The organism is Agrobacterium tumefaciens (assembly GCF_017726655.1).
GTDB classification, from domain to species: domain Bacteria; phylum Pseudomonadota; class Alphaproteobacteria; order Rhizobiales; family Rhizobiaceae; genus Agrobacterium; species Agrobacterium tumefaciens_B.
In genome coordinates, this window is sequence record NZ_CP072308.1 from 1,943,310 (window position 1) to 1,968,635 (window position 25,326).

26 protein-coding genes and 1 pseudogene are annotated in these 25,326 nt (G+C 58.6%); 16 read left to right on the plus strand and 11 right to left on the minus strand.

Annotated elements, in window-relative coordinates:
- Positions 1 to 25 precede the first annotated feature (25 nt).
- Positions 26 to 1,066 (plus strand): AraC family transcriptional regulator, encoded by a 1,041-nt coding sequence (locus tag AT6N2_RS09680; protein WP_209086131.1) that lies wholly within the window; start codon positions 26 to 28, stop codon positions 1,064 to 1,066.
- 110 nt (positions 1,067 to 1,176) lie between these two features.
- Here AT6N2_RS09680 and AT6N2_RS09685 read toward each other — a convergent pair whose 3' ends face one another.
- From AT6N2_RS09685 to AT6N2_RS09720, 8 genes are all read right to left on the minus strand, one after another.
- Positions 1,177 to 2,166: an Ldh family oxidoreductase gene (locus tag AT6N2_RS09685; RefSeq protein WP_063949392.1), complete on the minus strand. Its 990-nt coding sequence runs from the start codon at positions 2,164 to 2,166 to the stop codon at positions 1,177 to 1,179.
- 91 nt (positions 2,167 to 2,257) lie between these two features.
- Entirely contained in the window at positions 2,258 to 3,184 is a 927-nt protein-coding gene (locus tag AT6N2_RS09690; protein WP_063949391.1) for a TonB family protein, read from the minus strand.
- Positions 3,181 to 3,666 (minus strand): TonB system transport protein ExbD, encoded by a 486-nt coding sequence (gene exbD / locus AT6N2_RS09695; protein WP_063949390.1) that lies wholly within the window; start codon positions 3,664 to 3,666, stop codon positions 3,181 to 3,183. Before exbD ends, AT6N2_RS09690 begins: the two co-directional genes overlap by 4 nt.
- Before the next feature lie 6 nt (positions 3,667 to 3,672).
- On the minus strand, positions 3,673 to 4,812 hold the full coding sequence (gene exbB, locus AT6N2_RS09700; RefSeq protein WP_209086134.1) for a tonB-system energizer ExbB: 1,140 nt from the start codon (positions 4,810 to 4,812) through the stop codon (positions 3,673 to 3,675).
- 189 nt (positions 4,813 to 5,001) lie between these two features.
- A complete protein-coding gene (hutC, locus tag AT6N2_RS09705; RefSeq protein WP_063949388.1) occupies positions 5,002 to 5,739 on the minus strand; it encodes a histidine utilization repressor in 738 nt (245 codons plus the stop codon).
- Positions 5,740 to 5,769: 30 nt separating this feature from the next.
- A complete protein-coding gene (locus AT6N2_RS09710; RefSeq protein ID WP_063949387.1) occupies positions 5,770 to 6,555 on the minus strand; it encodes an ABC transporter ATP-binding protein in 786 nt (261 codons plus the stop codon).
- Positions 6,555 to 7,328 (minus strand): ABC transporter permease, encoded by a 774-nt coding sequence (locus tag AT6N2_RS09715; RefSeq protein WP_063949386.1) that lies wholly within the window; start codon positions 7,326 to 7,328, stop codon positions 6,555 to 6,557. The genes AT6N2_RS09710 and AT6N2_RS09715 overlap by 1 nt, the downstream gene beginning before the upstream one ends.
- Positions 7,329 to 7,464: 136 nt before the next feature.
- A complete protein-coding gene (locus AT6N2_RS09720) occupies positions 7,465 to 8,406 on the minus strand; it encodes an ABC transporter substrate-binding protein (RefSeq protein ID WP_063949385.1) in 942 nt (313 codons plus the stop codon).
- A gap of 196 nt (positions 8,407 to 8,602) precedes the next feature.
- On the opposite strand from AT6N2_RS09720, the gene AT6N2_RS09725 reads away from it, so the two are divergent.
- Positions 8,603 to 9,313, plus strand: coding sequence for a YoaK family protein (locus tag AT6N2_RS09725; RefSeq protein WP_144576219.1), 711 nt, complete (start codon positions 8,603 to 8,605; stop codon positions 9,311 to 9,313).
- Between the two features lie 12 nt (positions 9,314 to 9,325).
- Here the strand turns inward: AT6N2_RS09725 and AT6N2_RS09730 are convergent, their stop codons facing one another.
- The gene (locus tag AT6N2_RS09730) at positions 9,326 to 9,844 is read right to left on the minus strand and encodes a hypothetical protein (protein WP_209086136.1); all 519 of its coding nucleotides are present in this window, start codon (positions 9,842 to 9,844) and stop codon (positions 9,326 to 9,328) included.
- Between the two features lie 78 nt (positions 9,845 to 9,922).
- Here AT6N2_RS09730 and AT6N2_RS09735 point away from each other — a divergent pair, with 78 nt between their 5' ends.
- A complete protein-coding gene (locus AT6N2_RS09735; RefSeq protein WP_063949382.1) occupies positions 9,923 to 10,561 on the plus strand; it encodes a trimeric intracellular cation channel family protein in 639 nt (212 codons plus the stop codon).
- A 73-nt stretch (positions 10,562 to 10,634) separates the two neighbouring features.
- On the opposite strand, the gene irrA is transcribed toward AT6N2_RS09735, so the two are convergent.
- Positions 10,635 to 11,054, minus strand: coding sequence for an iron response transcriptional regulator IrrA (irrA, locus tag AT6N2_RS09740; protein ID WP_006309975.1), 420 nt, complete (start codon positions 11,052 to 11,054; stop codon positions 10,635 to 10,637).
- 317 nt (positions 11,055 to 11,371) lie between these two features.
- Between irrA and fabA the strand changes: the two are divergent.
- The 5 genes and pseudogenes from fabA to AT6N2_RS09765 all read left to right on the plus strand — a co-directional run bounded on the left by fabA (position 11,372) and on the right by AT6N2_RS09765 (position 15,367).
- Positions 11,372 to 11,886 (plus strand): annotated as a pseudogene (gene fabA, locus AT6N2_RS09745) (3-hydroxyacyl-[acyl-carrier-protein] dehydratase FabA).
- Between the two features lie 76 nt (positions 11,887 to 11,962).
- Complete coding sequence (fabB, locus tag AT6N2_RS09750) at positions 11,963 to 13,186, plus strand: beta-ketoacyl-ACP synthase I (RefSeq protein WP_020011229.1); 1,224 nt, start codon at positions 11,963 to 11,965, stop codon at positions 13,184 to 13,186.
- 6 nt (positions 13,187 to 13,192) lie between these two features.
- Positions 13,193 to 13,999, plus strand: coding sequence for an enoyl-ACP reductase FabI (gene fabI / locus AT6N2_RS09755; protein ID WP_063949379.1), 807 nt, complete (start codon positions 13,193 to 13,195; stop codon positions 13,997 to 13,999).
- A 184-nt stretch (positions 14,000 to 14,183) separates the two neighbouring features.
- On the plus strand, positions 14,184 to 14,777 hold the full coding sequence (locus tag AT6N2_RS09760) for a TadE/TadG family type IV pilus assembly protein (RefSeq protein ID WP_144576222.1): 594 nt from the start codon (positions 14,184 to 14,186) through the stop codon (positions 14,775 to 14,777).
- Positions 14,774 to 15,367, plus strand: coding sequence for a TadE/TadG family type IV pilus assembly protein (locus tag AT6N2_RS09765; protein ID WP_209086139.1), 594 nt, complete (start codon positions 14,774 to 14,776; stop codon positions 15,365 to 15,367). Before AT6N2_RS09760 ends, AT6N2_RS09765 begins: the two co-directional genes overlap by 4 nt.
- A gap of 136 nt (positions 15,368 to 15,503) precedes the next feature.
- On the opposite strand, the gene AT6N2_RS09770 is transcribed toward AT6N2_RS09765, so the two are convergent.
- Complete coding sequence (locus tag AT6N2_RS09770; protein WP_063949376.1) at positions 15,504 to 16,826, minus strand: MFS transporter; 1,323 nt, start codon at positions 16,824 to 16,826, stop codon at positions 15,504 to 15,506.
- Between the two features lie 303 nt (positions 16,827 to 17,129).
- On the opposite strand from AT6N2_RS09770, the gene cyoA reads away from it, so the two are divergent.
- From cyoA to upp, 8 genes are all read left to right on the plus strand, one after another.
- On the plus strand, positions 17,130 to 18,203 hold the full coding sequence (gene cyoA, locus AT6N2_RS09775; RefSeq protein WP_144576225.1) for a ubiquinol oxidase subunit II: 1,074 nt from the start codon (positions 17,130 to 17,132) through the stop codon (positions 18,201 to 18,203).
- A 72-nt stretch (positions 18,204 to 18,275) separates the two neighbouring features.
- Positions 18,276 to 20,279 (plus strand): cytochrome o ubiquinol oxidase subunit I, encoded by a 2,004-nt coding sequence (cyoB, locus tag AT6N2_RS09780; RefSeq protein WP_144576226.1) that lies wholly within the window; start codon positions 18,276 to 18,278, stop codon positions 20,277 to 20,279.
- Positions 20,280 to 20,285: 6 nt separating this feature from the next.
- Positions 20,286 to 20,912, plus strand: a complete 627-nt coding sequence (cyoC, locus tag AT6N2_RS09785) for a cytochrome o ubiquinol oxidase subunit III (protein WP_144576227.1) — start codon at positions 20,286 to 20,288, stop codon at positions 20,910 to 20,912.
- Positions 20,912 to 21,307, plus strand: coding sequence for a cytochrome o ubiquinol oxidase subunit IV (cyoD, locus tag AT6N2_RS09790; protein ID WP_063949372.1), 396 nt, complete (start codon positions 20,912 to 20,914; stop codon positions 21,305 to 21,307). Before cyoC ends, cyoD begins: the two co-directional genes overlap by 1 nt.
- A gap of 174 nt (positions 21,308 to 21,481) precedes the next feature.
- Positions 21,482 to 22,243, plus strand: a complete 762-nt coding sequence (locus tag AT6N2_RS09795; RefSeq protein ID WP_209086141.1) for an SURF1 family protein — start codon at positions 21,482 to 21,484, stop codon at positions 22,241 to 22,243.
- Positions 22,244 to 22,357: 114 nt separating this feature from the next.
- Complete coding sequence (locus tag AT6N2_RS09800) at positions 22,358 to 23,578, plus strand: phosphopentomutase (RefSeq protein WP_209086144.1); 1,221 nt, start codon at positions 22,358 to 22,360, stop codon at positions 23,576 to 23,578.
- A complete protein-coding gene (locus AT6N2_RS09805) occupies positions 23,575 to 24,552 on the plus strand; it encodes an adenosine deaminase (RefSeq protein ID WP_209086146.1) in 978 nt (325 codons plus the stop codon). Before AT6N2_RS09800 ends, AT6N2_RS09805 begins: the two co-directional genes overlap by 4 nt.
- A 92-nt stretch (positions 24,553 to 24,644) precedes the next feature.
- A complete protein-coding gene (gene upp, locus AT6N2_RS09810; protein WP_063949369.1) occupies positions 24,645 to 25,274 on the plus strand; it encodes a uracil phosphoribosyltransferase in 630 nt (209 codons plus the stop codon).
- The last annotated feature ends 52 nt before the right edge of the window (positions 25,275 to 25,326 follow it).

Below are 25,326 nucleotides of genomic sequence, written 5' to 3' on the forward strand. Positions count from 1 at the left end.
AGAACATGGTGCGCCAAGGCGAGGGATGCCTTACAAAAGGATCAGCGACGAGATTACCGTGGTGGCTGGCCTTGCCGCCGGCGTCAGCAACTATGCCCGCTCACGCGGGATCGATATCACTCCGATCTGCACGTCTCTGGACATTGACCCTGCTACATTCAGCAGCCTGACGGAACGCATCAGCCTCGATAGATTTTGTCGGCTGCTCGAAACCTGTGCCCTGATCGCCGGCGACGACACCTTCGGTCTTCAATGCGCGGCCACCTTTACAGCCGGTGCATCCGGCGCCTTCGGCTACGGCCTGATGAGTGCGCCGACCGTGCGGGCCTTCCTGCGCTTTCTTCAGGACCATGTGTATTACGCGACCAACAACAGTAACTTCACGATGGTGACAGATGCGAAGCAGGCGACCCTGTCCTGGACATTCGCGCCAGTTATCGCCAAACGCGAGCAATACGTGGATTTTGTCCTCGGCATCCTGATGCAGCGCCTGCGTGATATCCTCGGCGACCGCACCAACCAGGTCGATATCGGCCTGGAGCGGCCAAAACCGAGTAACCTTCAGCTTTTTAAAGAGAGGATGAGCACGCGCGTCAGTTTCTCCCAACCCATTCACACCATGCGCTTTCCAGCGCCGTTGCTGGATGCGGTCAATCCGAATGCCGATGCGAGGCTGTTCGAGTTGATGAACCTTCAATGCCGCATGTTACGCCCGGAGACATCTTCAGACGCGACCCAGTTCATCGACCAGGTGAAGCGTTACATGCAGATGCGGCTGTCGGATGCCGAGTTGTCGCTCGGTGAGATTGCGCCCTACTTCAACCTGTCGGAACGAAGTTTCCAGCGGCGGCTCGCCGAACTCGGCACAAATCTCAACGAAATAAAGGACGCGATCCGCAAGAACGCCGGTTTCAAACTGCTGGTGGAAAGCGATCTTCCAGTCTCCGATATCGGCTACCGGCTCGGCTATTCCACGCCCGGCGCTTTCTCCCGCTCCGTTTCCCGCTGGTTCGGGGCCACGCCAACCGATATCCGAAGGAAACATACGCGTCTTCCCAACGTATAGCGCCTTGGAGTCTGAAATCTGGTGAAGGCGCGCTGGTCGCCAACGCGCAGCAATTTCCGGTTTACCCGGCGACGCAAAATTCGCCTGCCGGGTTTCTCCTGATGCAACCGTCACAGCTTCTGAATTTCGGCGAGAATATCGCTTTCGATGACGATACCCTCCTCAAGCGCCCGTTTGCGGATCCCCTGGCTGCGGCGACCGGGTAATCGCACGTTCTCCTGCTTTTCGATCTCGCCGGCGATGAAAGCCAGCCTTTCGGTGAAGGCTGCACCGCCCGTCGACACTGGATCAATGGCAATGATCGTCTGACCAATAGACGGTGGCGATCCCTTGTCATCGAGCAAGGATGATGCCTCGAATGCGAAGTTTGAACCCGTGACTGCTGCAGCCAGGATTTCGACCATGAGCGCCAGCGCAGCTCCCTTGGCCTCGCCAGCCGGCACCATGGTGCCTTCGATGGCTTCTTCCGGATCTGTCGTGGGGCGACCGTTCCTGTCGAGCGCCCAGTCACCCGGAATGGTTTCGCCTTTCTGGCGGGCGGCCATGATTTTGCCGCGCGCGACCTTGGAGAGGGCAAGATCGATCACGAGTGGATCGGCACCGCCGACGGGAGCGCCGAAGGCAATCGGGTTTGTGCCATAAAGCGGGCGGCTGCCGCCCCAGGGCGCCATGGAAGCGGGGGCATTGGCAAACATCAGCGCCACGAACCCCATCTCGGCAAAACGCTCCACCGTCAGCGCCATGACACCCGCGTGGTGAGACCGGTGGATGGCGGCAAGGGCAATGCCCTGCTCACGGGCCATATCAGGCAAGGCCTCAATGGCACAGTCAATTGCCGGATAGGCGTATCCGAGATTGGCGTCGATGGACAGCACGCCTGGCTTCAGCCGTGTCACCGCGGGACGTGCCCTGCCATCCACCTTGCCAACCAGCGCCTGCCGAACGTAAACGGGAATGCGGCGAAAGCCGTGACCACTTTGTCCCGCGGCTTCAGATGCGACGAGCGCCCTTGCCACGGAACGCGCGTTTTGCGGCAGAACACCGTTGCGCTCAAAGATAGAAGATACGAGATCCTCTGCCTCTGCGATTGAAAATTTCATTCCGGAATGCCTCTGCTTGTGATGTCGACGACACCTACACCATAGGAAGCATTCGCGAAATGTTATTTGCTCATAAACGCGGATGCATCGCCTAACGGATACTGATCGGCAGCGTTATCGTCTTGTTTGCATCCGGCGGCGGTGCGGGAACAGGTGACGCGCTCTCAATCCAGGCTGCGATCTGTTGATCGATCGACGCATCCCCTGTTGACTTGATAAGGCTAACGCCGCTGATGGCACCCGCATCGTTGACCCTGAACCGAACAGTCGCGGTCAAGGCATCACTGCGCAGCGACCGTGGCTTGCGGCGCTGAATGTGCGAACGAACCTTCGACCCCCATTTCGCCGGCGAAGCGGATGACGACGAGAAAAAGCCACCACTGCTGCGCGATGCGGCCGTCCTGTCGGACTGCTGGACTTCGGCTTTGGCAGCTTCGCGTAGTTCCGATGCCTGCTGCGGTTTGGGGCGCTGGCGTTCGACCTTCTTTTTCTCTTCCGGCTCTTTCTTTTCCACCTTTTTCTCGGTGGGTGGTGGCGGAGGGCGCATGACGGGCAAGGGAACCTCGACATTCTCGAGTTCCGCCATCATCTGTTCCTGTACAGGATCGATCTGCTCCACCGGCTCGGGAATTTCCTGCGGCTCGACGATTTCCTCGACCGGTGGCTCGGGTGGCTGGACCGGTTCGGGCGGCGGCGTTTCCGCAACCGGTTCCGGTGGCGGCGGCTCGTCCGGCATGGGCTCCTCGACGGGCTCGCTGGTGTCGCTTTTCACCTGTTCGGAATCTTCGACATCCTGCGCCTGCGTGGTCTCTTCCGTTTTGACGGCCTCGGGTATCGCCGCCATTTCGATCATGATCGCCGCGGGCGGCTGGCCGCCGGCCTCTGGCTCCTCAGGCGCCTGCATCAGATAAAAGGCAAAACCGGCATGAACACTCAGCATGAGCAGCGCCGCGGCAGACCACAGCGCCACTTCCCCAAGACGGGAATGCCGAGGCTGCAGAGAGCCGTTCTCACTCATGGCGCGGTTCCCGGTGCTGGGGAGGCAGCGGGTGCAGCAGTGCCGACAGGCTGCGCGGCTGCGGCAGCATTTTCAAGCCCGACGAGTGCAATCTTCAGATATCCAGCGTCGCGCAACAGGTTCATGATCTCCATGAAATGACCGTAATCGACGGCCTTGTCTGCGCGCAGAAAAATACGTGTGTCCCTGTTGCCGCCCGTCTGCCGGTCTATTGCAGCCGCCAGCGCTTCACGTGCTACCGCATCGTTTCCAAGATTGAGCGACAGATCGTCCTTGACCGTCAGATAAAGCGGTTCTTCCGGCCGTTCGGCCGGTTTGGCCGTGGAGGCTGGCAGATCGACATTGACATCCACCGTGGCAAGCGGCGCAGCCACCATGAAGATGATGAGCAGAACCAGCATCACGTCGATGAAGGGCGTGACATTGATTTCGTGGTTTTCAGAGAGATCGTCTCCGCTATTTTCGCGAATGCCGCCAGCCATGATCGATCACCGTCCAACCAGCGAGACGGCGGGCCTGCTTGCGCTGCCCGGCGGAATGCGACGGAAATCTAGATCGCGGCTGACGAGGCGTTCGACGCCGGCTGCGGCATCCGCAAGCAGATGGCGGTATCCAGTAATGGAACGGGCGAAGACGTTGTAGATCACGACCGCCGGAATTGCGGCGACAAGACCGATGGCGGTTGCGAGAAGCGCTTCCGCAATGCCGGGCGCGACCACGGCAAGATTGGTGGTCTGCGATTCCGAAATGCTGATGAAGGAATTCATGATGCCCCAGACAGTGCCGAAGAGGCCAACGAAGGGAGCGGTGGAGCCTATGGTCGCCAGAACGCCGGTCCCGCGGGACATGCGGCGGCCAGCATGGGTTTCGATCCGCGACAGGGCCGACGACACCCGCTCCTTGATGCCGCCGCCATCGGTATGTTCGACAACCGCGTCCGAAAGCTGCATTTCATGGGTGGCCATGCGCAGCATCAGCGCTGCCGGTCCGCCCTTCTTTTCCACGGCCTCGGTCGCTTCACTCAGCGTTTTGGCCTTGCGAATGACCTTGAGTGTCGCGCCTGCGCGCACGCGTGCACCCGCAAGCTCGATCGACTTGGCAACCCAGACCGTCCAGGTGACCAGCGATGCGAAAGCAAGACCGATCATGACGCCCTTAACGACCCAGTCGGCGGCCATGAACATGCCCCACGGAGACAAATTGTGCGGGATGTCCGCACGATGTTCGGCGCTCGCGGGCGCCGGGCTGACAGGCTCGATGGGCGTTGTGGCCTCGTTTAGCGCTGGTGTCTCAGAGGCCTGACCAGGCTGTTCGGTCTGACCCGGCGGCGTGGCTGCCGCTGGTTGAGCCTGTACCGGCTCAATTGACGAAGGCTGCGGCGATGTGCTCGCGGCAGGCTGCTCGGGTGCAGTTGCGGAAGGCTGGACCGGCGCGGTCGGCGGGGCGGCCGGCGTCACGGGGTCCGTCTGCTGTGCCGGCTGAACTGTTTGCGTTTCCGAAGCCGTCTGAGCAAAAACCGTGACCGTGCTCGAACCGGCCACGAAGATGACAGCCACGCCAAGGGCAAAGCGCCTTGCAGTATTTGCCCTATTGAAAAGTGCTAAAGAGGTTGAGGTCTCGGCTGGCATGATTTTATCCCGGATTTCCGTCGATGAACTCATCCGCAGAATGACCGGTTCGTGAAAACCGGGGTCATGAACGGATGCCGTCGTGAAAGCTTGACGTTCCGTAAATAACCTGAGTTCTTTTGACAACTATTATATTGTCAAAAGGCGACTCGTAAACTCTTCTTTGTCAAAAAATGAACTGCGCGTGCCTCAGCTTTTTTGTGAGGGCGAAAACTGCGCAACGAGTGCATGGCGGTCTCCGGGATAGATAACCCGGACACGGGTGATATGATCCGGGCCGTGCCAGGTGCGCCGGTCGACAACAAGACAGGCGGTACCAAAAGCAATGCCCAGTGCTGTCGCGATTTTCCGGTCGGCGGAAACGGCACTGATGCGATGTTCGGCAGCGCTCCAAGGAACCATCTTCAGCAGCCACGTACCGGGCCCGACCTCAGAAAAATCCGCAAACGCCGCATCGGGAACAGCAGTGACATTGATGATGCGATGTTCGACGCAGAAGGGGACGCCGCCGGCAAAATGCGTGCAGGTGAGGTCGAGAACAGGGGCGTCGGCGGCAAGCGCCATGGCGGCGCCATCTTTCTCTCCTGCCGAACGCTTGTCTCTTCTGTCGAGACGATAGCTGTAAGCAAGGCCCAGCGACTGGACTTCCCGTTCAATGTCGTGGATGTCCAGCACGGCGGATTGCGCGTGCGGCTGACGAACGAAAGTGCCAAGCCGCCGGCGTCTTTCTATCAGGCCGCGCTGAACCAGTTCGCCGAGAGCCTTGTTCACCGTCATGCGCGAGCAGGCATATTGCCGGGTCATTTCGTGCTCGAAAGGAATACGATATCCCGGCGGCCACTCACCCGACATGATCTGTCGCTCGACATCATCGCGGATGCGCTCGTGCAATGATTTCTCCTGAAGATCGACGCCTGAATTCCTCATCCCGATACGTCACCCCTCCTTCCGGATCAGTTAGCCATGGGCGGCGGCGGCGATCGCCTCGCTGCGGATTTCCTCCGTGAGCTTTGCCCGCAGTTCGGAAAATTCCGGACTGGCCTTAACGGTATAATGACGGGGATGCGGCAGATCGACAGGCGTAATCGACTTGATGCGGCCGGGCCTTGCGGACATGGTCACAACACGCGACGCCATGAAGACCGCCTCTTCGATATCATGAGTGACGAATATGACCGTCTTCTGCTCCCGCTCCCAGATGCCGAGCAGCAACTCCTGCATCAGCCCGCGCGTCTGGTTGTCGAGAGCCCCGAATGGCTCGTCAAGCAGCAGGATTTTTGGGCCGTTCGCGAGGGCTCGGGCAATGGCCGTTCTCTGCTGCATGCCGCCGGACAATTGCTTTGGCCAATGGTTTTCGAAGCCGCGCAGGCCGACCTTGTCGATGTAGCTGTCGACGATCTCCCATTTTTCCTTCTCGGCGACGCCGCGTTCGCGCAAGCCAAAAGCGACATTTTCGCGGATCGTCAGCCAGGGAAACAGGGTATAGGACTGGAACACCATGCCGCGATCCGCTCCGGGGCCCGTCACAGGCTTTCCGGACAACACCACCTCGCCCGTCGTCGGACGGTCGAGACCGGCGATGATGCGCAGCAAGGTTGATTTTCCGCATCCCGACGGGCCGAGGATGGTGACGAAATCATTGCGCGGGATTTCCAGATTGGTCGGCTGCAAGGCCAATGTCGGCTGCCCGCCCTGTACGCCAGGAAACGTGCGGCTGACGCCCTTGATAACGAGTTCGCTCATCAGGCAAGCCTCCACGCAAAAAGCTTCCGGTTCAGCGATTTGAACGCGAAATCCGAGATAAGGCCGATGACGCCGATAACGATGATGCCGAAGATGATCTGGCCTGTCGCCATCAACGCCTGGCTGTTGATGATCATGTAGCCGATACCCGAGGAAGCGCCGATGAGTTCCGCAACGATGACGTAGGTCCAGGCCCAGCCGAGGACGAGGCGGAGAATTTCGGCGATGTCTGGCGCATTGGCAGGAATGAGAACACGGCGCACCACGCCCCGGTCCTTCGCACCCAGCGTATAGGCGGCCTCCACCAGATCGCGGCGCGTGCCCGCAACCGCCACGGCCACCATCAGGATGATCTGGAACACCGCGCCGATAAAGATGACAAGCAGCTTCTGCATCTCGCCGATACCGGCCCAGAGAATGAGCAGCGGAACGAAGGCCGAAGCCGGCAGATAGCGCGCGAAGGAGACAAACGGCTCAAGCAGCGCTTCGACGGGCTTATATGCTCCCATCGCAATGCCGAGCGGGACGGCCACGAGCGAGGCCAAAACGAAGCCACCGACGACGCGCCAGATCGTCATGCCAATATCGTTGGCAAAACCCTGATCGGTCAGAAGATAGATGCCATCCTTCAGCATGGTGATAGGGTCGGCCAGAAAGGTCGGCGATACGAAGCCGCCAAGCGTGGCAAAGCCCCAGGCGGCAAAAAACAGAACGAAAAACAGAACGCCAAGACTAATTCTCGTGCTGTTGCGGATGGGTTGAAGAGGTTGCATCTGAGACCTTAACCATAAAGTCGGCGCGGCACTCTTGCCGCGCCATCAGGGCGCCGAACGTGTTTCATCACGCAACCGACGCCCTCACTTGCTTTCCGCCGCGACATCCCCGCGGGAATGTCAGCGGCCTGTTCGATTACTTGATGAAAGAGGTGTCCGCGAGGGTCGAAAGATCGGGCTTCGACTTTATCACACCAATTTCCAGCAGCAGGTCGGCCGCCTTTTCGGAAAATGTTTTAAATTCACCGTCAAAGAATTTCTGGTTGGCAGCCTTGTCCTGCCATTCAAGGAATTTTGCAGAGGCGGCGAAGGCTTCACCTGCCTGCTTTACGTCCGCCCCCATTGTCGCATAGGACTTTTCCGGGTCTGCCTTGATCAGTTCCAGTGCCTGAAAATAGCTGTCTGCAAGAGCCTTGGCCGCCTGCGGATTGGCCTTCAGGAAATCCGGGGTGCAACCGAACGTATCCATGACAGCGGGGTAATCCAGCGTTGTCGCAAGGATCTTGCCCTTGTCGGGCGCGGCACGAACGGTGGAAAGATACGGTTCATAGGTCATGGCCGCATCGTTCTGGCCAGCGACGAAGGCCTGCGCAGCCGGGCCTGGCTCAAGGTTGACAACCTTCACATCCTTCAACGTCAGGCCGTTCTCCTTGAGGATCCATGCGAGGAAGAAATAGGGTGATGTGCCCGGCGCGGAGGCGGCAATCGTCTTGCCCTTGAGGTCGGCGACCTTGGAGACGTCGCTGCGAACCGCGATACCGTCAGCACCGTGAGACTTGTCCATCTGGAAAATCTGGGTGGATTTCACGCCATTGGCATTCCACGCGATCCAGGTTTCCACCGTGGTGGCCGCGCACTGAATGTCGCCGGACGCGAGAGCAAGGTGACGGCTGGCCTGCGGAATCTTCTTGATCTCGACTTTGAGGCCGTTCTTTTCAAAAATGCCCGCCTGCTTGGCAAGCGTCAGCGGTGCAAACCCTGTCCAGCCGGACATTCCGATGGTCACTGCGGTTTCAGCGTAAGCGGAAGCGGATGAGGCAAGTGCGGCAATAGTGGCGAGAACCCACGTTTTCTTCATGATCTGAACCCCTTTGACTTATTTTTGTGCGATGTTGTGTTTCGCTTTATTTGAGGCATGGTAGGCAGTGATTCCCCATTTGTCTAGACAAAATGGCTGCTGGTGAGCGCTCTCAGAACGATTGCAAACTTGCCGCCTGCCATTCTAGAAATAAGAGCCCGCGCGCATCGGCTGGGGTTTTTAAATCGAGCTTTCCATGACCAGACAAAGACGCCGCAGCATCATCAGAGCGAGACGAACAGGAACCGGCATTGCACTGGTTGCGGCGATTTCCTTCATCGCTGGAATGACTGACGCGGTAGGCCTGCATATTTCGGGCGACTTCGTGTCCTTCATGACAGGCAATACCACGCGAGCTGCCGTCTCGGCGGAAGCGGGAGGCTACTCTCACGCTGCGAAACTGCTGTTCGCGATCATTGCCTTTGTGGCGGGCAATGCCGGTGGCATCGTCGTGGCCCATAAATTCGAACGGCGCATCTTTGCCGTTCTGGCGGTCGTGGGATGCCTGGTCGCCGTCGCCGCCTTGCTTGGCAAAGTGGCCTCGGCCCTCCCGCAATTCTACATTGTCGTTTTCGCGATGGGCATGGTCAATGCGGCCGTCGAGCATATAGAGGGGCTGCCGATCGGGCTCACCTATGTGACGGGCGCGCTTTCCCGCTTCGGCCGAGGCATCGGTCGTTTTCTTCTCGGTGACCGGAGCCTCGACTGGGGAATTCAGATCGTTCCCTGGCTTGGCATGCTGAGCGGCGCGATCTGCGGCGCCATTCTCGGCGCCAATCTACAGTCCGATGCCCTGTGGGTAGTTACAGGCGCAATTTTTGCTGTCGCGCTTGCCACCCTTGTCATTCCCCGCTCATTGCGGCGCCGCTATAATCAGCAGGTCAAAATCCGGCGGGTTGCACCCTGACCGGGATCGTCGTTACTTCCTCGAAATGGTGACGAATTTGGTACCGCGAACACGAACCGTCATCAGGCAAGGTTCCTTGTCGGTGCGCTCGCAATAACGCGGATGCATCTTCAACACGAAAACCATGTTGCCGAACCGCTTGATAAAGTCATAACCGTAGATCCGCGCCGTTGCGATCATCAGGTAGCCGCCCTCTTTCACCTGCACGTAAAAATTATAAGGGCATCCCTCGTCATCGCAGGCGCGGCCTTTTTCGCCGTCGCAATCCAGAACCCCATGATTGACGACGGCATCCATCAACCCGTCATTGTTGATATCCAGCCGCGTGACGAAATCATCGCCGAAAGCCGCCACCTTGCATTCTTTGCGGAAATGATCCTTCTCGTAAATTTCAGGATCGCTCACCAGCTGCTGCTGCGCCGAGAGCGCCGCTGGAAACATCAAGAGAACCAGCGCGTGAAGAGCGGCAACGAGAGCGATTCGCACGGCATTTTCCTTTGCATCCGTTTGGGTTATGGATGTTGCGATCATCCGGGCGACCAGCCTAGAGTTTAGTGCTTGCGCGACACTGACCTGTTCGCGGCCCGTGTTCCAGGGGGAACCTTTTTTATGACACTTCTGGGTTTTCTCGATTATGCCGGCGTCGCTGTCTTTGCCGCAACCGGCGCGCTCGCCGCCTCGCGCAAGCAGCTCGACCTGATCGGCTTCCTGTTTTTCGCGGCTGCGACCGGTATTGGCGGTGGCACGGTACGCGATCTCGTGCTGGGCAGAACGCCGGTTTTCTGGGTCATCAACCCCACTTATATTCTCGTCTGCGTCTCGGTGGCGGTGCTGCTGTTTTTCACCGCGCATCTCTTCGAATCCCGTTACCGTGTATTGATCTGGCTCGATGCGCTCGGCCTTTCGGCCTATTGCGTCATGGGAGCAGCCAAGGGCCTTGCCGCGAGCGGCTCGGCAACCGTCGCCATCGTCACAGGCGTTCTGACCGCGACGTTTGGAGGAGTGTTGCGCGATATAATGGCGGGGGAGCCATCGGTTCTCCTGCGCCCGGAAATCTACATCACCTGCGCGCTTCTGGGCTCCTCCACCTTTATTGTCGTCTATTTCTTCGGCGCACCGCTTTATGCCGCGTCCGCTGCGGGTTTTCTGACGGCCTTATCCGTCCGATCCGGCGCGCTACTTTTCGGCTGGACTTTCCCGCCCTACAAGGCCAAGCCCGGCAGACGGCCGGAAGACGTGATGAAGTGACCTGTCGCGGAAATGCTGAAAACAGAAATGGCGCCCTTCGGCGCCATTTTCATATCCGTCACCAGGTACGGCGTCAGCCGCGTTTGCGGCGAAGGCGGATCACCACATCCACATGGGCGATTTCCATGCCCTCGGGCGCTTCCGGCAGATTGTCTATCTGGAGATTGTTGATTGGAATATCGAGAACCTCGTTCTCGCCCTCCACGAAGAAGTGGTGGTGATCCGAAACGTTCGTATCGAAATAGGTGCGCGCGCCTTCGACGGCAAGAACACGGATCAGTCCGGCTTCCGTAAACTGATGCAGCGTATTGTACACCGTGGCGAGAGAAACGGGCACGCCGGCGGTCACCGCCTCGTCATGCAGTTCCTCGACCGTCAGGTGCCGATCGCCCTTTGCGAAAAGAAGATCGCCCAAAGCAACGCGCTGGCGCGTGGGCCGCAGCCCCGAGCGCCGCAGCCTCGTCCCAATATCCAATGTGGCGTCAAATGCCATGCAATCCCATTCCAAACAGAGGTCTGAAACCTGTCAATTGCAATAGCATATATCTTTTGCGGGGATTGCTTTCAATAGTTTCAGCGCCGCGGTGTGTCGCAAATGGCTGCAAACCGGCTCTTCCTGCAAATTTCCTCTGGTTCCCGACTGACGGTTCCTGTATGCGGACGCCATATTGAGGTAATGACTTCTGTAAAGAGGGTTGTGAAGACAAAGAATGGGGCTGAAACGGCCTCTGCCCTTGTGGCGCTTCATTTTGAACCTAACTTGCTCTAGTGAAGTCAATCAACACCAGTAACTGGGGAAGTGAAAGCGGTATGGCAACGAGGCAGTCAAGTTACAATTACGAAGAGATCCTGTCCTGCGGTCGCGGCGAATTGTTCGGCCCGGGAAATGCCCAGCTCCCGTTGCCCCCATGCTCATGGTACACCGGATCACCGAAATTTCGGAGACCGGCGGCGCATTCGACAAGGGTTTCATCCGTGCCGAATACGATGTGAGCCCTGACGACTGGTATTTCCCCTGCCATTTCCAGGGCAACCCGATCATGCCGGGCTGCCTCGGCCTTGATGGCATGTGGCAGCTGACCGGCTTCTTCCTCGGCTGGCTGGGTGAAGAAGGCCGCGGCATGGCGCTTTCCACCGGTGAAGTGAAGTTCAAGGGCATGGTTCGCCCTCACACCAAACTCCTGCAATATGGTATCGATTTTAAGCGCGTGATGCGCGGCCGTCTGGTGCTTGGCACCGCCGACGGCTGGCTGAAGGCGGATGGTGAAACCATCTATCAGGCATCCGACCTGCGGGTCGGCCTGTCCAAGGAAAAGGCTGCCTGAGGCAGACGAAATAGTTCAGACAAACGCCGGACGGCCTTCAGTCGCCCAGCCGAAATCTAAAGAAAAGGTCCCTTTGATGAGACGAGTTGTTGTCACCGGCCTCGGTATTGTTTCTTCCATCGGCGGTGATGCCGCCGAGGTCACCGCGTCGCTGCGCAATGCCAAATCCGGCATTTCTTTTTCGCCGGATTTTGCCGAACACGGTTTCAAGTGCCAGGTCTGGGGCAAGCCGTCTCTGGACCCGACCGACCTGGTCGATCGCCGCGCCATGCGGTTTCTGTCGCAGGGCGGAGCGTGGAACCACGTCGCCATGAAGCAGGCAATCGCCGATTCCGGCCTCGAAGAGAGCGATATCAGCGGCAATGAGCGCACCGGCATCATTATGGGGTCTGGCGGCCCTTCCACCCGCACGATTGTCGAAGCTGCCGACATTACGCTGAAGAACAACAGCCCGAAGCGCATCGGCCCCTTTGCCGTGCCGAAGGCCATGTCCTCCACCGCTTCGGCCACGCTCGCGACCTGGTTCAAGATCCACGGCGTCAACTACTCCATCTCGTCGGCCTGCTCCACCTCGGCGCATTGCATCGGCAACGCCGCCGAAATGATCCAGTGGGGCAAGCAGGACGTAATGTTCGCTGGCGGCCACGAGGATCTCGACTGGTCGATGTCGAACCTTTTCGACGCGATGGGAGCCATGTCGTCCAAATACAACGAAACTCCCGACGTCGCCTCGCGCGCCTATGACGTCAACCGCGATGGCTTCGTTATCGCCGGCGGTGCGGGCGTCCTGGTTCTTGAAGAGCTGGAGCATGCGAAGGCGCGCGGCGCAAAAATCTACGCCGAAATCGTCGGTTATGGCGCAACCTCGGACGGTTACGACATGGTTGCACCGTCGGGCGAAGGCGCGATCCGCTGCATGCGGCAGGCCCTTTCCACCGTCAAGGGCGACATCGACTATATCAATACCCACGGCACCTCGACACCGGTTGGCGACAGCAAGGAAATCGGCGCGATCCGCGAAGTCTTCGGCGATAAGATCCCGCACATCCAGTCGACCAAGTCGCTCACCGGCCATTCGCTCGGCGCGGCCGGCGTGCAGGAATCGATCTACGGCCTGTTGATGATGCAGGAACGCTTCATCGGCGAGAGCGCGCATATTTCCGAACTCGATCCGGAATTTGCGGGCGTTCCGATCGTTCGCAGCCGTATCGACAACGCCAAGATCGACACCATCCTTTCCAATTCCTTCGGCTTCGGCGGCACCAACGCCACGCTCGTCTTCCAGCGTCATAACGGATAATTGCCAATGAACGGCATCATGCAGGGTAAACGCGGCCTCATCATGGGCGTCGCAAACAATCACTCGATCGCCTGGGGCATCTCCAAGGCGCTTGCGGCACAGGGCGCGGAACTCGCCTTCACCTACCAGGGTGAAGCGCTTGGCAAGCGCGTGAAACCGCTCGCTGCGGAGCTCGGTTCCGACTTCATCGTACCTTGCGATGTCGAGGATATCGCTTCGGTGGATGCGCTGTTTGCGACGATTCGCGAAAAATGGGGCTCGCTCGATTTCGTCGTGCACGCCATCGGCTTCTCCGACAAGAACGAGCTGAAGGGTCTTTACGCCGACACGACGCGCGAGAATTTCAGCCGTACCATGGTCATTTCCTGTTTCTCCTTCACGGAAATCGCCAAGCGCGCCGCTGAACTAATGACCAATGGCGGCTCCATGCTGACGCTGACCTATAATGGTTCTCAGCGCGTCATCCCGAACTACAACGTCATGGGCGTCGCCAAGGCGGCTCTTGAGGCGTCCGTGCGTTATCTCGCGGCCGATTACGGCCCGCGCGACATCCGCGTGAACGCCATCTCGGCCGGCCCGGTCCGCACGCTCGCCGGTGCAGGCATTTCCGACGCCCGTGCGATATACGCCTGGAACCAGAAGAACGCACCGCTGCGGCGGACGGCCGACATCGACGACATCGGCGGATCGGCGCTTTATCTGCTGTCCAGCCTGTCCCGCGGCGTGACCGGCGAATGCCACTATGTGGATTGCGGCTACAACATCACCTCCACGCCGACGCTGGAGGTGCTCGCCCGGGCCGATGCGGATTAAGCGTCTGCTCCATCTATTCTCGAAAAGCCTGGCCCTGAGCCGGGCTTTTTTGCTGTGGGGCGTACCAAATTCGGAATTCAATAAAGTATAGTTTATCGAAGTAATAGAATCTAAACATGGGGTGGTTATCGTCCGCAACAATTCAACGGTTGCGCTTGCCGCATATTCTCAGAGATAGACCCCTATGCGACTGGCCAGACTGAAGCCATTGCTGGAAAAATTCGGCGTCTCGCGCGACGGGACAGCAGCCATCGAATTCGCGATCCTCGCCATTCCCTATTTCCTCGTCGTGTTTGCAATCCTCGAAACCTTCATTGCCATGATGGCCGAACAGGTCGTCGTGAACGCGACGGAGACAATGGGCCGGCGCCTGAGGACGGGCCAGATCAGCAGCTCGATCTCGAAAGCGGATTTCCGCAAGAATTTCTGCGATGAAGTCTCCATTATGATCAACTGCGACGGTGAGATCGAGAAAGAACAGAAGCTTTACATCGATCTTCGCTCTTTCGCCGCCTTCAAGGATATTCCGACCACGATACCATTGAAGGCCTATGGCGAATATTATGACCTCGACACGGCCCAGTTCGGCTTCAAGCCGGGCGGACCGGAAACCATCAACATGTTGCGCGTCTATTATCGATGGCGCGTCGTCGCCGATATCATCCGGCCTTATCTTACGAAGATAAGGCCCGTCGATGGCTCCATGCCCTCGCATTTTCTCATCGTTGCAACGAGTGCGTTTATGAACGAGAAATACACGACGAGCGGGGGCTCATGATGGCGGGGCTACTATCCGCGGCAGCAAACGGCAAACAACGTCTTGTCGCCCTCGCGTTGCGCTTTGCCCGCGACAAACGGGGCGTCGGTGCAATCGAGTTCGCAATTATCTTTCCGATATTGCTCGCACTTTACCTGACGTCCTTTGAATTGACGATCGGCTACAACACCTACAAACGGGCGAGCACTGCAGCAGCGAGCATCAATGACCTGATATCGAAAACAGGTTCGGTCGACAAAACCTATCTGGCCGGCATGCAGGATGTCGCCGCAGCCATATTTGCACCCTACAGCATCAAAGGCCTGCAACTGAAGATCAGCGGCATCAAGATCGATGCGCAGAAGCAGGCCAAAATCGTGTGGTCATGGGATGAGAAAAATCAGAGACCCTATGCGGTCGGCTCGCCAGTCGCCGTTCCGACCCGATTGCAACTCTCGGACAGTTTCCTTATCCATGTCGAACTTTCCATTCCACATGACTTGATGATGTTCATGCCCGATATCGCCTCATCAGGCACAAAATCGATCACGATAAGTCGGGACTACTTCTTCAAGCAGCGCGACGCCGAAACGGCCTGCACCAATTGCTAAGCCGAGATGTGAGTATGGCGGTTCCGGCCGCCCGTGGATAAAAACTCGAAGCTCATTCGGATAGGTGTGACAGAAGCGCCGCGAAATCCGGTAGGATTCCGCGGCGTCATGGCTGCGGGTGATGTCAAAGCCCCATTTACTCCGACGGCATATCCAGCGTGCGGCTGAACCATAGGGCGATAAGCGTGCAAAGTGCGCCCGACATCAGGTAAATACCGACAGCGAAAAGGCCGAACTTGGACGAAAATCCAAGCGCGACGAGCGGTGCGAAACCGGCACCGATGAGCCAGGACACATCCGACGTCAGCGAGGCGCCGGTGTAGCGGTACTCACGGCTGAAGCGCGAGGCGAGCGCTCCGCCCGCCTGACCGAAGGACAGGCCGAGCAAGGAGAAGCCGATCAACACGAAGAGATAACGGCCGATATCACCTGACCCCAGGAGAATGGGCGCCACGAGGCTGAAAAGGCCAATCAGCACCGCTGCGATGGCCAGAAGCTTCCGTCGGCCGATGCGATCCGCGAGAACGCCCGAGATCACGATCATGCCACCAGCGATGATAGCGCTGACGAACTGCACGAAAAGGAAGTCGGACACACGCTGGCTGGTATTGAGCGACACCCAGCTGAGCGGAAAAACCGTGACGAGGTGGAAGAGCGCAAAGCTGGCCAGAGGCACGAAAGCACCCGTGACCACGACTGGAAACTGCGACCGCAACATCTTGAACATGGGCCGTGGTTCCAACTCATGCTGCTCCAGCATAGACTGGAATTCCGGCGTCACGATCATCCGCAGGCGAGCAAAGAGCGCAAGCACATTCAGCGCCAGCGCCACGAAGAAGGGGAAACGCCAGCCCCAGGCGAGAAATTCCGCATTGGAAAGCTGCGTCACGAAGACGATGAAGAAGGCGCTGGCGAGGCCGAAGCCCATGGCGGCGCCGATCTGTGGCATCATGGCGTACCAGCCGCGCTGTTTCGGTGGTGCATTCATCGCAAGCAGCGAGACGAGACCATCCCATGCACCACCCAGTCCAAGACCCTGGCCGATACGGAAGACAGCGAGCAGGATCGGTGCGAGCATGCCGACTTCCGCATAGGAAGGCAGGAAACTGATCGCCATGGTGGAGCCACAGAGCGTGAACAGAGCCGCCATCAGCTTCACGGCGCGGCCGAATTTACGGTCGATCTGGAGGAAGATGAGGGAGCCGATCGGCCGTGCGATGAAGGCGAGGGAGAAAACAGCGAAGGAATAAAGGGTGGCCGTCAGTGGATCTGCATAGGAGAAGAACACATGCGGGAAGACGAGCGCAGAGGCGATGGCATAGATAAAAAAGTCGAAAAATTCGGTCATTCTCGCGAGAATGACGGCAATCGTGATGCGATCCGGATCGACCCTGACGGGGCCAGCCCCGTTTGCTTCCGGTGCCTGCCCAAAGGATGGAGCAGCATTGGTATAACTCATAATATCCCTCCTGCGTCATGGACGAACCATTCCCTGTAACGCGCCGGCTCCTCTTCCGTTGCGTTACTATGCGGCGGATTGTCACACGCACCCTACGTAACGTCAATTGAAGTTTGAAAATAAAGGGTTGCCGGTCAGGCCCAGCGTGCGATAATGCAGCCACTCCGCCTTTGAGCAGAACTGCCGCTTATGGTGCATCGCAACGCTTTCGCTGCACCGCGACAATATACCTCATTCCAGAAATGATGTTTGGCAATTATTCCGCAGCCTAATCCAAACTGTACGAGTTCAAAGAACGTGCGCATGATCAAAAAACTCCCATCCGCCCTTCTGGCGATCCCGGCTCTGTTGCTGCTCAGCGGCTGCAACCTCGTTGTCATGAATCCATCGGGCGACGTCGCCATCCAGCAGCGCGATCTTATCATCACGTCCACTGTCTTGATGCTGCTGATCATCGTTCCGGTCATCGTCCTCACGCTGTTCTTCGCATGGAAGTACCGTGAATCGGCGAAAGCGGAAGATTACGACCCCGAGTGGCATCATTCCACGCGGCTTGAAATGGTGATCTGGTCTGCGCCGGTCGCCATCATCCTGATGCTCGGCACGGTAACCTGGATTTCCACCCACCGCCTCGACCCCTATCGCCCGCTGGAGCGGATCGATGAGAACCGTCAGGTGACGGCCGATGTCAAACCGCTGACGGTCGAGGTCGTGGCGATGGACTGGAAGTGGCTGTTCTTCTATCCGGAACTCGGCATTGGCAGCGTCAATGAATTTGCCGCGCCCGTCGATGTCCCGATAAACTTCAAGATCACCGGAACGACCGCGATGAATTCGTTCTTCGTGCCCGCACTGGCCGGCCAGATCTACGCGATGGGCGGCATGCAGACCAAGCTGCACGCGGTGATCAACAAGGAAGGCGTCTATGACGGCTTCTCGGCAAACTTCTCCGGCCCCGGCTTCTCGCATATGCGCTTCAAGTTCCATGGTCTCAGCCAGCAGGGCTTCGACCAGTGGGTGGCCAAGGCAAAGGAAGGCGGCAAGGGTTTCGGCCGCCAGGAATATCTCGAATTCGCCAAGCCTTCCGAGCGTGAGCCGGTGCAGTATTTCGCTTCTGTCGATCCGGAACTCTACAGCGCCATCCTCAACCGCTGCGTCGAGCCGAACAAGCTCTGCATGCGCGACATGATGCATATCGACGCCAATGGCGGCGGCGGCAAGGAAGGCATCGACATGGCCAAGGCTCTCAACTCCGTGGTCTGCACACCGCTTGCACCTTACGGCGTCGCCAATGGTCCGCAATCTACCCCGGCTGTGATCGAAGGTCAGACTTTCGAACCCGCGGCGCTGCCGGAAACGAAACAAGTCGCTGGCTGACGATCCGTCCCGGCATTCTGCGGCGCGGCCAGTCCGCGCCGATCATACGTTTTTGAATCGCAAGAGGCTAAAATGGTCGTCAACTCCGATCAAACGTCGTTCCTGTTCGGACGGCTAACCTGGGAGTCAATCCCGCTTCACGAGCCCATTCTTGTCGCCACCTTCGCGGCCGTGGCTCTGGGCGGCATCGCCGTTATCGGCGCCATCACCTATTTCCGCATGTGGGGCTATCTGTGGAATGAGTGGTTTACGAGTATCGATCACAAAAAGATCGGTATCATGTACATCATTCTGGCGCTCGTCATGCTTCTGCGCGGCTTTGCCGACGCCATCATGATGCGCGTTCAGCAGGCGATCGCCTCCGGCGGATCGGAAGGTTACCTTCCGCCGCATCACTACGACCAGATTTTCACGGCCCATGGCGTCATCATGATCTTCTTCATGGCCATGCCCATGATCACAGGTCTGATGAACTTCGTCGTGCCGCTTCAGATCGGCGCCCGCGACGTGTCGTTCCCCTTCCTCAACAACTTCTCCTTCTGGATGACCACGGCCGGCGCCGTCATCACCATGATCTCGCTGTTCATCGGTGAATATGCGCAGACAGGCTGGCTCGCCTACCCGCCGCTGTCGGGCATCGACGGAAGCCCGGGGGTCGGGGTCGATTATTATATCTGGGGCCTGCAGATCGCCGGTGTCGGAACGACACTATCGGGCATCAACCTGATCGTGACCATCATCAAGATGCGTGCGCCGGGCATGACCATGATGCGCATGCCGATCTTTGTCTGGACGTCGCTGTGTTCGAACATCCTGATCGTGGCCTCCTTCCCGATCCTGACCGCAACGCTCGCGCTTCTGACCCTTGACCGCTACGCTGGCACGAATTTCTTCACCAACGACCTCGGCGGCAATCCGATGATGTATGTCAACCTCATCTGGATCTGGGGCCATCCCGAAGTTTATATTCTGGTGCTGCCGGCTTTCGGTATCTTCTCCGAAATCGTCGCCACCTTCTCGGGCAAGCGTCTCTTCGGTTATGCCTCGATGGTTTACGCCACCGCCGTCATCACCATCCTGTCCTACCTCGTGTGGCTGCACCACTTCTTCACCATGGGTTCCGGCGCCAACGTCAATGCCTTCTTCGGCATCACGACGATGATCATCTCGATCCCGACGGGTGCGAAGATCTTCAACTGGCTCTTCACCATGTATAAGGGCCGCATCAAGTTCGACGTGCCGATGCTTTGGACGATCGGCTTCATGATCACCTTCGTCATCGGTGGCATGACCGGCGTTCTTCTCGCCGTTCCCCCTGCTGACTTCGTGCTGCACAACTCGCTGTTCCTGATCGCCCACTTCCACAACACGATCATCGGCGGCGTGGTCTTCGGCGTTCTGGCAGGTATCGTCTACTGGTTCCCGAAGGCTTTCGGTTACCGTCTCGACCCGTTCTGGGGCAAGCTGTCCTTCTGGTTCTGGTTCGTCGGCTTCTACTTCGCCTTCATGCCGCTCTACATCCTCGGCCTGATGGGTATCACCCGCCGCCTCAGCCAGTTTGAAGACAACTCGCTGCAGATCTGGTTCGTGATCGCTGCCTTCGGCGCGTTCCTGATAGCGCTCGGCATTGCCTCCTTCATCATCCAGCTCATCGTCAGCTTCCTGAAGCGCGAGCAGCTGCGTGACGTGACCGGCGACCCCTATAATGGCCGCACGCTGGAATGGTCCACTTCTTCGCCGCCGCCGCAGTACAACTTCGCCTTCACGCCCGTCATTCACGATGTGGATGCCTGGACGGACATGAAGAAGCGCGGTTACAGCCGGCCGCTGGAAGGTTTCATCCCGATCCATATGCCGAAGAATACCGGTGCTGGCGTCATCATCAGCGGCATCAGCGTGGTGCTCGGCTTCGCCCTGGTGTGGCATATCTGGTGGCTTGCAGCGCTGTCCTTCATCGGCATTATCGCAGTCTCGATCGCCCATACCTTCAACTACAATCGCGAATACTACATTCCCGCCGCTGACGTTTCGACCGTCGAGGCGGAACGTACGAAGCTGCTCGCGAAACAGGCGTAACGAAACATGGCTCATACACCTGCACACAGCGTCGACGGCGCTGAACCACCGGTCTTCTACCTGAAGGAAGACCACCATCCGGAAAACGGTACGTCTATCGGCTTCTGGCTCTATCTGATGAGCGACTGCCTGATCTTTGCCGTGCTCTTCGCCACCTATGCCGTTCTCGGCCGCAGCTATGCGGCCGGTCCTTCGGGCGCGGATCTCTTCGATCTCAAGCTCGTCGCCATCAACACCGGCTTCCTGCTTTTCTCCTCCATCACCTATGGCTTCGCCATGCTGGAAATGGAAAAGCAGAAGGTGAAGACGACGCTTGTCTGGCTCGGCATCACCGGTCTCTTCGGTCTCGCCTTCCTGGCCGTCGAACTCTACGAGTTCCACCACCTGATCGAGGAAGGTGCCGGCCCGCATCGCTCGGCGTTCCTGTCGTCCTTCTTCGCGCTGGTCGGCACGCACGGCCTGCACGTGACCTTCGGCATCATCTGGCTCGTGACGCTGATGGTTCAGGTCGGCAAGCACGGCCTGATCGCCGCCAACAAGCGCCGCCTGATGTGCCTTTCGATGTTCTGGCACTTCCTCGACGTCATCTGGATCGGCGTCTTCTCCTTCGTTTACCTCATGGGAGTTCTTTGATGAGTTCCGAAGCACACGCACATCACCACGCGCATGGCGACGACCATCACCACCATGATGGCGCCAGCCACGGTACGTTCAAAAGCTACATGATCGGCTTCGTCCTGTCGGTCATCCTGACGGCGATCCCGTTCTGGCTGGTCATGGGTGACGTCGTTCAAAACAAGACCGTGCTTGTCATCGCAATCATGGGTCTTGGCGTCATCCAGATCTTCGTGCACATGATCTACTTCCTGCACATGGACACCAAATCCGAAGGCGGCTGGACCTTCATGGCGCTGATCTTCACCGTCGTGGTCCTCCTGATCACGCTCTCCGGCTCGCTCTGGGTCATGTACAACATGAACAAAAACATGATGCCGCTGCATATCGAAGATGTGAAGAACCTGCCCTGAGCAGATTTGATGTTTTGCCCGCCGGGCTTCTCCGGCGGGCCACCCTCCGCGCCAACATATAACCCCATGAATCGTGGCGCGATTTATGGGGTTATTTGCTGGAAGAGGCTGGTGCGGCGCCAATGGCCCGATGCGGACAAACCGTCGGCAAAAACCGCCTCGCAAGGACTTGAGATGAGTGAAATCACATCCGAAAACCGCCGCGTCCGCCCCGCGGCCATCGTCGTGCTGTTCCTGACCGTTGTCCTGACGTCCTGCCTTGTTGCTCTCGGAACATGGCAGGTCCAGCGCCTGTACTGGAAGCTCGACCTCATCGAGCGCGTCGAAGCGCGGGTCCATGCGCAGCCCGTCGATGCACCGGCAACCGGCGAATGGCCCGCTCTCACCGATCCCGCCGATTATGAATATCGCCGCGTCAAATTGACAGGTGTCTTTCTTAACGACAAAGAGGTTCAGGTCTACACCGTCACCGATCTGGGACCGGGCTATTGGGTGATGACACCACTGAAGCGCGACGACGGGTCCAGCATCATCATCAATCGCGGTTTCGTGCCCTCCGATAAGCGTGACCCGGCCTCCCGCGCGGAAGGTCAACCGGCCGGACGCGTCGAGGTCGTTGGCCTGATGCGCGGCCCGGAAACAGGCGGGCTTTTCCTGCGCACCAACGATCCGACGAATGGCCGCTGGTATTCCCGGAATATTCCGCAAATCTCTGAGGCCTCCGGCCTGTCCGATGTCGCACCCTTTTATGTCGACGCAGACGCCACACCCAATCCAAGTGGCCTGCCGGTCGGTGGCAAGACCCTGCTCACATTCCCGAACAACCATCTCTCCTACGCCGTGACGTGGTATATCCTGGCGGCTATGGTTGTCGCGGCCGGATGGTATGTCCTGCGCAATCTCAACGCGCCGAAATCCAAGCGCGATGAGGACTGAGCACCCGGTTTTACCGGATGGTTCATAAAAGCGCTTCCTTCTTCACGAATTGCTGATCTATAACGACGGATAGGCCTGACGTTACCCGTCGGCACATTTTCGTTGCGGAGAGTTATGGCAAGAGCATTTCTTCTCGTTCTGGATTCCTTCGGGGTCGGCGGCGCGCCTGATGCGGAACGCTATGGCGACCTCGGCGCCAATACGCTCGCCCATATCGCAGAGTTCTGCGCAGCAGGGGCTGCAGACAGGGCAGGCCTTCGCTCCGGGCCGCTGAAGCTGCCGAACATGTGTTCGCTCGGCCTCATCGAGATCGCAAGACAGGCAAGCGGCGACATTCCCGCCGGTATGGAACCGCCGGAGCGCATTTTCGGCCTACACGGTTCCGCCAGCGAAATCTCCAAGGGCAAGGACACGCCGTCCGGTCACTGGGAGATCGCCGGTACACCCGTCACCTTCGACTGGGGATATTTCCCGACGGAAGGCGACGCCTTTTCTCCGGAACTGGTGGAGGCGATCTGCAAGGAGGCTAATATTCCCGGCATCCTCGGCAATTGCCATGCTTCCGGCACCGAGATCATCGCTGCGCTCGGCGAGGAGCATATCAGGACCCGTAAACCGATCTGCTATACCTCATCCGATTCCGTTTTCCAGATCGCCGCGCACGAAACGCATTTCGGTCTGGAGCCCCTCATCTCGCTCTGCGAAACCGTGCGCAAGCTGCTCGATCCACTGAACATAGGCCGCGTCATCGCGAGGCCCTTCATCGGCGAAACGGTCGCGACCTTTGAGCGCACCGGCAATCGCCGCGATTTTTCCGTTCTGCCGCCCGAGCCCACCCTGCTCGACCGGCTGGTGGAAGCGGGGCGAAAGGTGCATGCGATCGGCAAGATCGGTGACATCTATGCCCATCAGGGCGTCTCGCGCGTCATCAAGGCAAATGGCAACGCCGCCTTGATGGATGCGACGTTGCAGGCTATCGACGAGGCGGAAAACGGCGATCTCGTCTTTACCAATTTCGTCGATTTCGACATGCTTTATGGCCATCGCCGGGACGTTGCCGGTTACGCCGCCGCCCTTGAGGCCTTCGATGCGCGGATTCCCGAAATCCACCGTAAGATGGCGCCTGGCGATATAGCGCTTCTCACCGCCGACCATGGTTGCGATCCCACCTGGCGAGGCACGGACCATACACGCGAAAGGGTGCCAATCATGGCATTCGGCCCGGGCATCCGTTCCCGCGATGTCGGCATCCGCACGAGCTACGCCGATATCGGTGAAAGCATCGCCCATCATCTCGGCATTGACGCCGGTCCCCATGGCAGGAGCTTTATTTGACATCGCATTTGCTGAAAGCCGAAATTCACTGCCATCTCGAAGGCGCTGCTCCGCCTTCACTCGTTGCGAAACAGGCGGACAAATACGGCATCGACACCAGCAGTTTTCTGCGTGATGGCAACTATGTCTGGTCGGATTTCGCCGAGTTCATCCGCTGTTATGATGCAGTGGCGCAGGTGTTCAAGACCGACGAAGATTATGCCCTTCTCACCGAGACCTATCTCGCCGAACTTGCAGCGGCCAATACCATCTATAGCGAGCTGATCATTTCGCCCGATCACGGTGACCGCATCGGGCTGGGGGCAGATGCCTATCTGGCAGGTGTTGCAGAAGGCATCCGCATCGCAAAGGAGAAAACCGGCATCGAGACGCGCATCATCGTCACCGGTGAGCGGCATTTCGGTCCTGAGCGGGTCATCGCGGCTGCCGACTATGCGGCGCGAGTGCGGCATCCGCTTATATCAGGCTTCAACATGGCGGGTGAGGAGCGCATGGGACGGATCGCGGATTACGCCCGTGCCTTTGACATCGCGCGAGATGCCGGTCTTGGGCTGACCATTCACGCGGGCGAAGTCTGTGGTCCGGAAAGCGTTGCCGATGCGCTCGATCTCGTCAGGCCGGCGCGTATCGGGCATGGCGTGCGCGCCATCGAAGATGCGGACCTCGTCGCCCGGCTTGCCGAAACCGGGACTGTTCTTGAAGTTTGTCCCGGCTCCAATATTGCTCTCAAGGTCTATCCCGATTTTGCCAGCCATCCGCTCAGAGCTCTTAGCGACGCTGGCGTGCGCGTCTGCGTCAGTTCCGACGACCCGCCATTCTTCTTTACCTCACTGGCGCGGGAATATGCGCTGGCGGCGGACGAGTTCGGTTTCACCGAGGCCGAGATCAACGCCATGACGCGCACCGCACTGGAGAGCGCCTTCGTGGACGACGCCACCCGTGCAACGCTGCTCGCCAGACTGGAGCAGGCGTGAGTTGTTGTTGACGGGGTAAAAACACGAAGAAGGCTTGCGAAAAGCACGCTTTCGGTGAATTACAGGGCATGAGATAAAGAAAGGCCAGTTTCATGGACGGCGTCACAGTCATCGAACATCCGCTGGTGCGGCACAAACTCACCATCATGCGCAAGAAGGAAACCTCCACGGCCGGCTTCCGCCGCCTGTTGCGCGAAATCTCGACGCTGCTCTGCTATGAAGTGACGCGTGATCTTGAAATGACGATGGAGACCATCGACACGCCGCTTGAAACCATCGAGGCACCCGTTCTCGAGGGAAAAAAACTTGTTTTTGCCTCCATCCTTCGTGCCGGCAATGGCCTTCTGGAAGGCATGCTGGAACTTGTGCCTTCGGCGCGCGTCGCCCATGTCGGCGTTTATCGCGATCATGACACGCTGGAAGCCGTCGAATATTACTTCAAAGCGCCCGAAAGCCTCGACGCCCGTCTGGTCATCGTCGTCGATCCCATGCTGGCAACCGGCAACTCCTCCATCGCTGCCGTTGAGAAGCTGAAGGAGCGCGGCGCGAAGAACATCCGCTTCCTTTGTCTGCTGGCAGCTCCGGAAGGTATCAAGAATTTCCGCGAAGCCCATCCCGACGTGCCGATCTTCACCGCGGCGATTGATCGTCACCTCAACGAAAAGGGCTATATCGTGCCCGGTCTCGGCGATGCCGGCGATCGCATGTACGGTACCAAATAACGGCCGTTCATCATCGCTTAACTATTTCAGCCATTCGCGGCGCGCGGCCTCG

What these genes read in the sequence shown, in the direction of transcription:
- AT6N2_RS09680 (WP_209086131.1), top strand. Translation starts at nt 26, where the DNA reads ATGCCTTACAAAAGGATCAGCGACGAGATTACCGTGGTGGCTGGCCTT.
- AT6N2_RS09685 (WP_063949392.1), bottom strand. Translation starts at nt 2,166, where the DNA reads ATGAAATTTTCAATCGCAGAGGCAGAGGATCTCGTATCTTCTATCTTT.
- AT6N2_RS09690 (WP_063949391.1), bottom strand. Translation starts at nt 3,184, where the DNA reads ATGAGTGAGAACGGCTCTCTGCAGCCTCGGCATTCCCGTCTTGGGGAA.
- exbD (WP_063949390.1), bottom strand. Translation starts at nt 3,666, where the DNA reads ATGGCTGGCGGCATTCGCGAAAATAGCGGAGACGATCTCTCTGAAAAC.
- exbB (WP_209086134.1), bottom strand. Translation starts at nt 4,812, where the DNA reads ATGCCAGCCGAGACCTCAACCTCTTTAGCACTTTTCAATAGGGCAAAT.
- hutC (WP_063949388.1), bottom strand. Translation starts at nt 5,739, where the DNA reads ATGAGGAATTCAGGCGTCGATCTTCAGGAGAAATCATTGCACGAGCGC.
- AT6N2_RS09710 (WP_063949387.1), bottom strand. Translation starts at nt 6,555, where the DNA reads ATGAGCGAACTCGTTATCAAGGGCGTCAGCCGCACGTTTCCTGGCGTA.
- AT6N2_RS09715 (WP_063949386.1), bottom strand. Translation starts at nt 7,328, where the DNA reads ATGCAACCTCTTCAACCCATCCGCAACAGCACGAGAATTAGTCTTGGC.
- AT6N2_RS09720 (WP_063949385.1), bottom strand. Translation starts at nt 8,406, where the DNA reads ATGAAGAAAACGTGGGTTCTCGCCACTATTGCCGCACTTGCCTCATCC.
- AT6N2_RS09725 (WP_144576219.1), top strand. Translation starts at nt 8,603, where the DNA reads ATGACCAGACAAAGACGCCGCAGCATCATCAGAGCGAGACGAACAGGA.
- AT6N2_RS09730 (WP_209086136.1), bottom strand. Translation starts at nt 9,844, where the DNA reads ATGATCGCAACATCCATAACCCAAACGGATGCAAAGGAAAATGCCGTG.
- AT6N2_RS09735 (WP_063949382.1), top strand. Translation starts at nt 9,923, where the DNA reads ATGACACTTCTGGGTTTTCTCGATTATGCCGGCGTCGCTGTCTTTGCC.
- irrA (WP_006309975.1), bottom strand. Translation starts at nt 11,054, where the DNA reads ATGGCATTTGACGCCACATTGGATATTGGGACGAGGCTGCGGCGCTCG.
- fabB (WP_020011229.1), top strand. Translation starts at nt 11,963, where the DNA reads ATGAGACGAGTTGTTGTCACCGGCCTCGGTATTGTTTCTTCCATCGGC.
- fabI (WP_063949379.1), top strand. Translation starts at nt 13,193, where the DNA reads ATGAACGGCATCATGCAGGGTAAACGCGGCCTCATCATGGGCGTCGCA.
- AT6N2_RS09760 (WP_144576222.1), top strand. Translation starts at nt 14,184, where the DNA reads ATGCGACTGGCCAGACTGAAGCCATTGCTGGAAAAATTCGGCGTCTCG.
- AT6N2_RS09765 (WP_209086139.1), top strand. Translation starts at nt 14,774, where the DNA reads ATGATGGCGGGGCTACTATCCGCGGCAGCAAACGGCAAACAACGTCTT.
- AT6N2_RS09770 (WP_063949376.1), bottom strand. Translation starts at nt 16,826, where the DNA reads ATGAGTTATACCAATGCTGCTCCATCCTTTGGGCAGGCACCGGAAGCA.
- cyoA (WP_144576225.1), top strand. Translation starts at nt 17,130, where the DNA reads ATGATCAAAAAACTCCCATCCGCCCTTCTGGCGATCCCGGCTCTGTTG.
- cyoB (WP_144576226.1), top strand. Translation starts at nt 18,276, where the DNA reads ATGGTCGTCAACTCCGATCAAACGTCGTTCCTGTTCGGACGGCTAACC.
- cyoC (WP_144576227.1), top strand. Translation starts at nt 20,286, where the DNA reads ATGGCTCATACACCTGCACACAGCGTCGACGGCGCTGAACCACCGGTC.
- cyoD (WP_063949372.1), top strand. Translation starts at nt 20,912, where the DNA reads ATGAGTTCCGAAGCACACGCACATCACCACGCGCATGGCGACGACCAT.
- AT6N2_RS09795 (WP_209086141.1), top strand. Translation starts at nt 21,482, where the DNA reads ATGAGTGAAATCACATCCGAAAACCGCCGCGTCCGCCCCGCGGCCATC.
- AT6N2_RS09800 (WP_209086144.1), top strand. Translation starts at nt 22,358, where the DNA reads ATGGCAAGAGCATTTCTTCTCGTTCTGGATTCCTTCGGGGTCGGCGGC.
- upp (WP_063949369.1), top strand. Translation starts at nt 24,645, where the DNA reads ATGGACGGCGTCACAGTCATCGAACATCCGCTGGTGCGGCACAAACTC.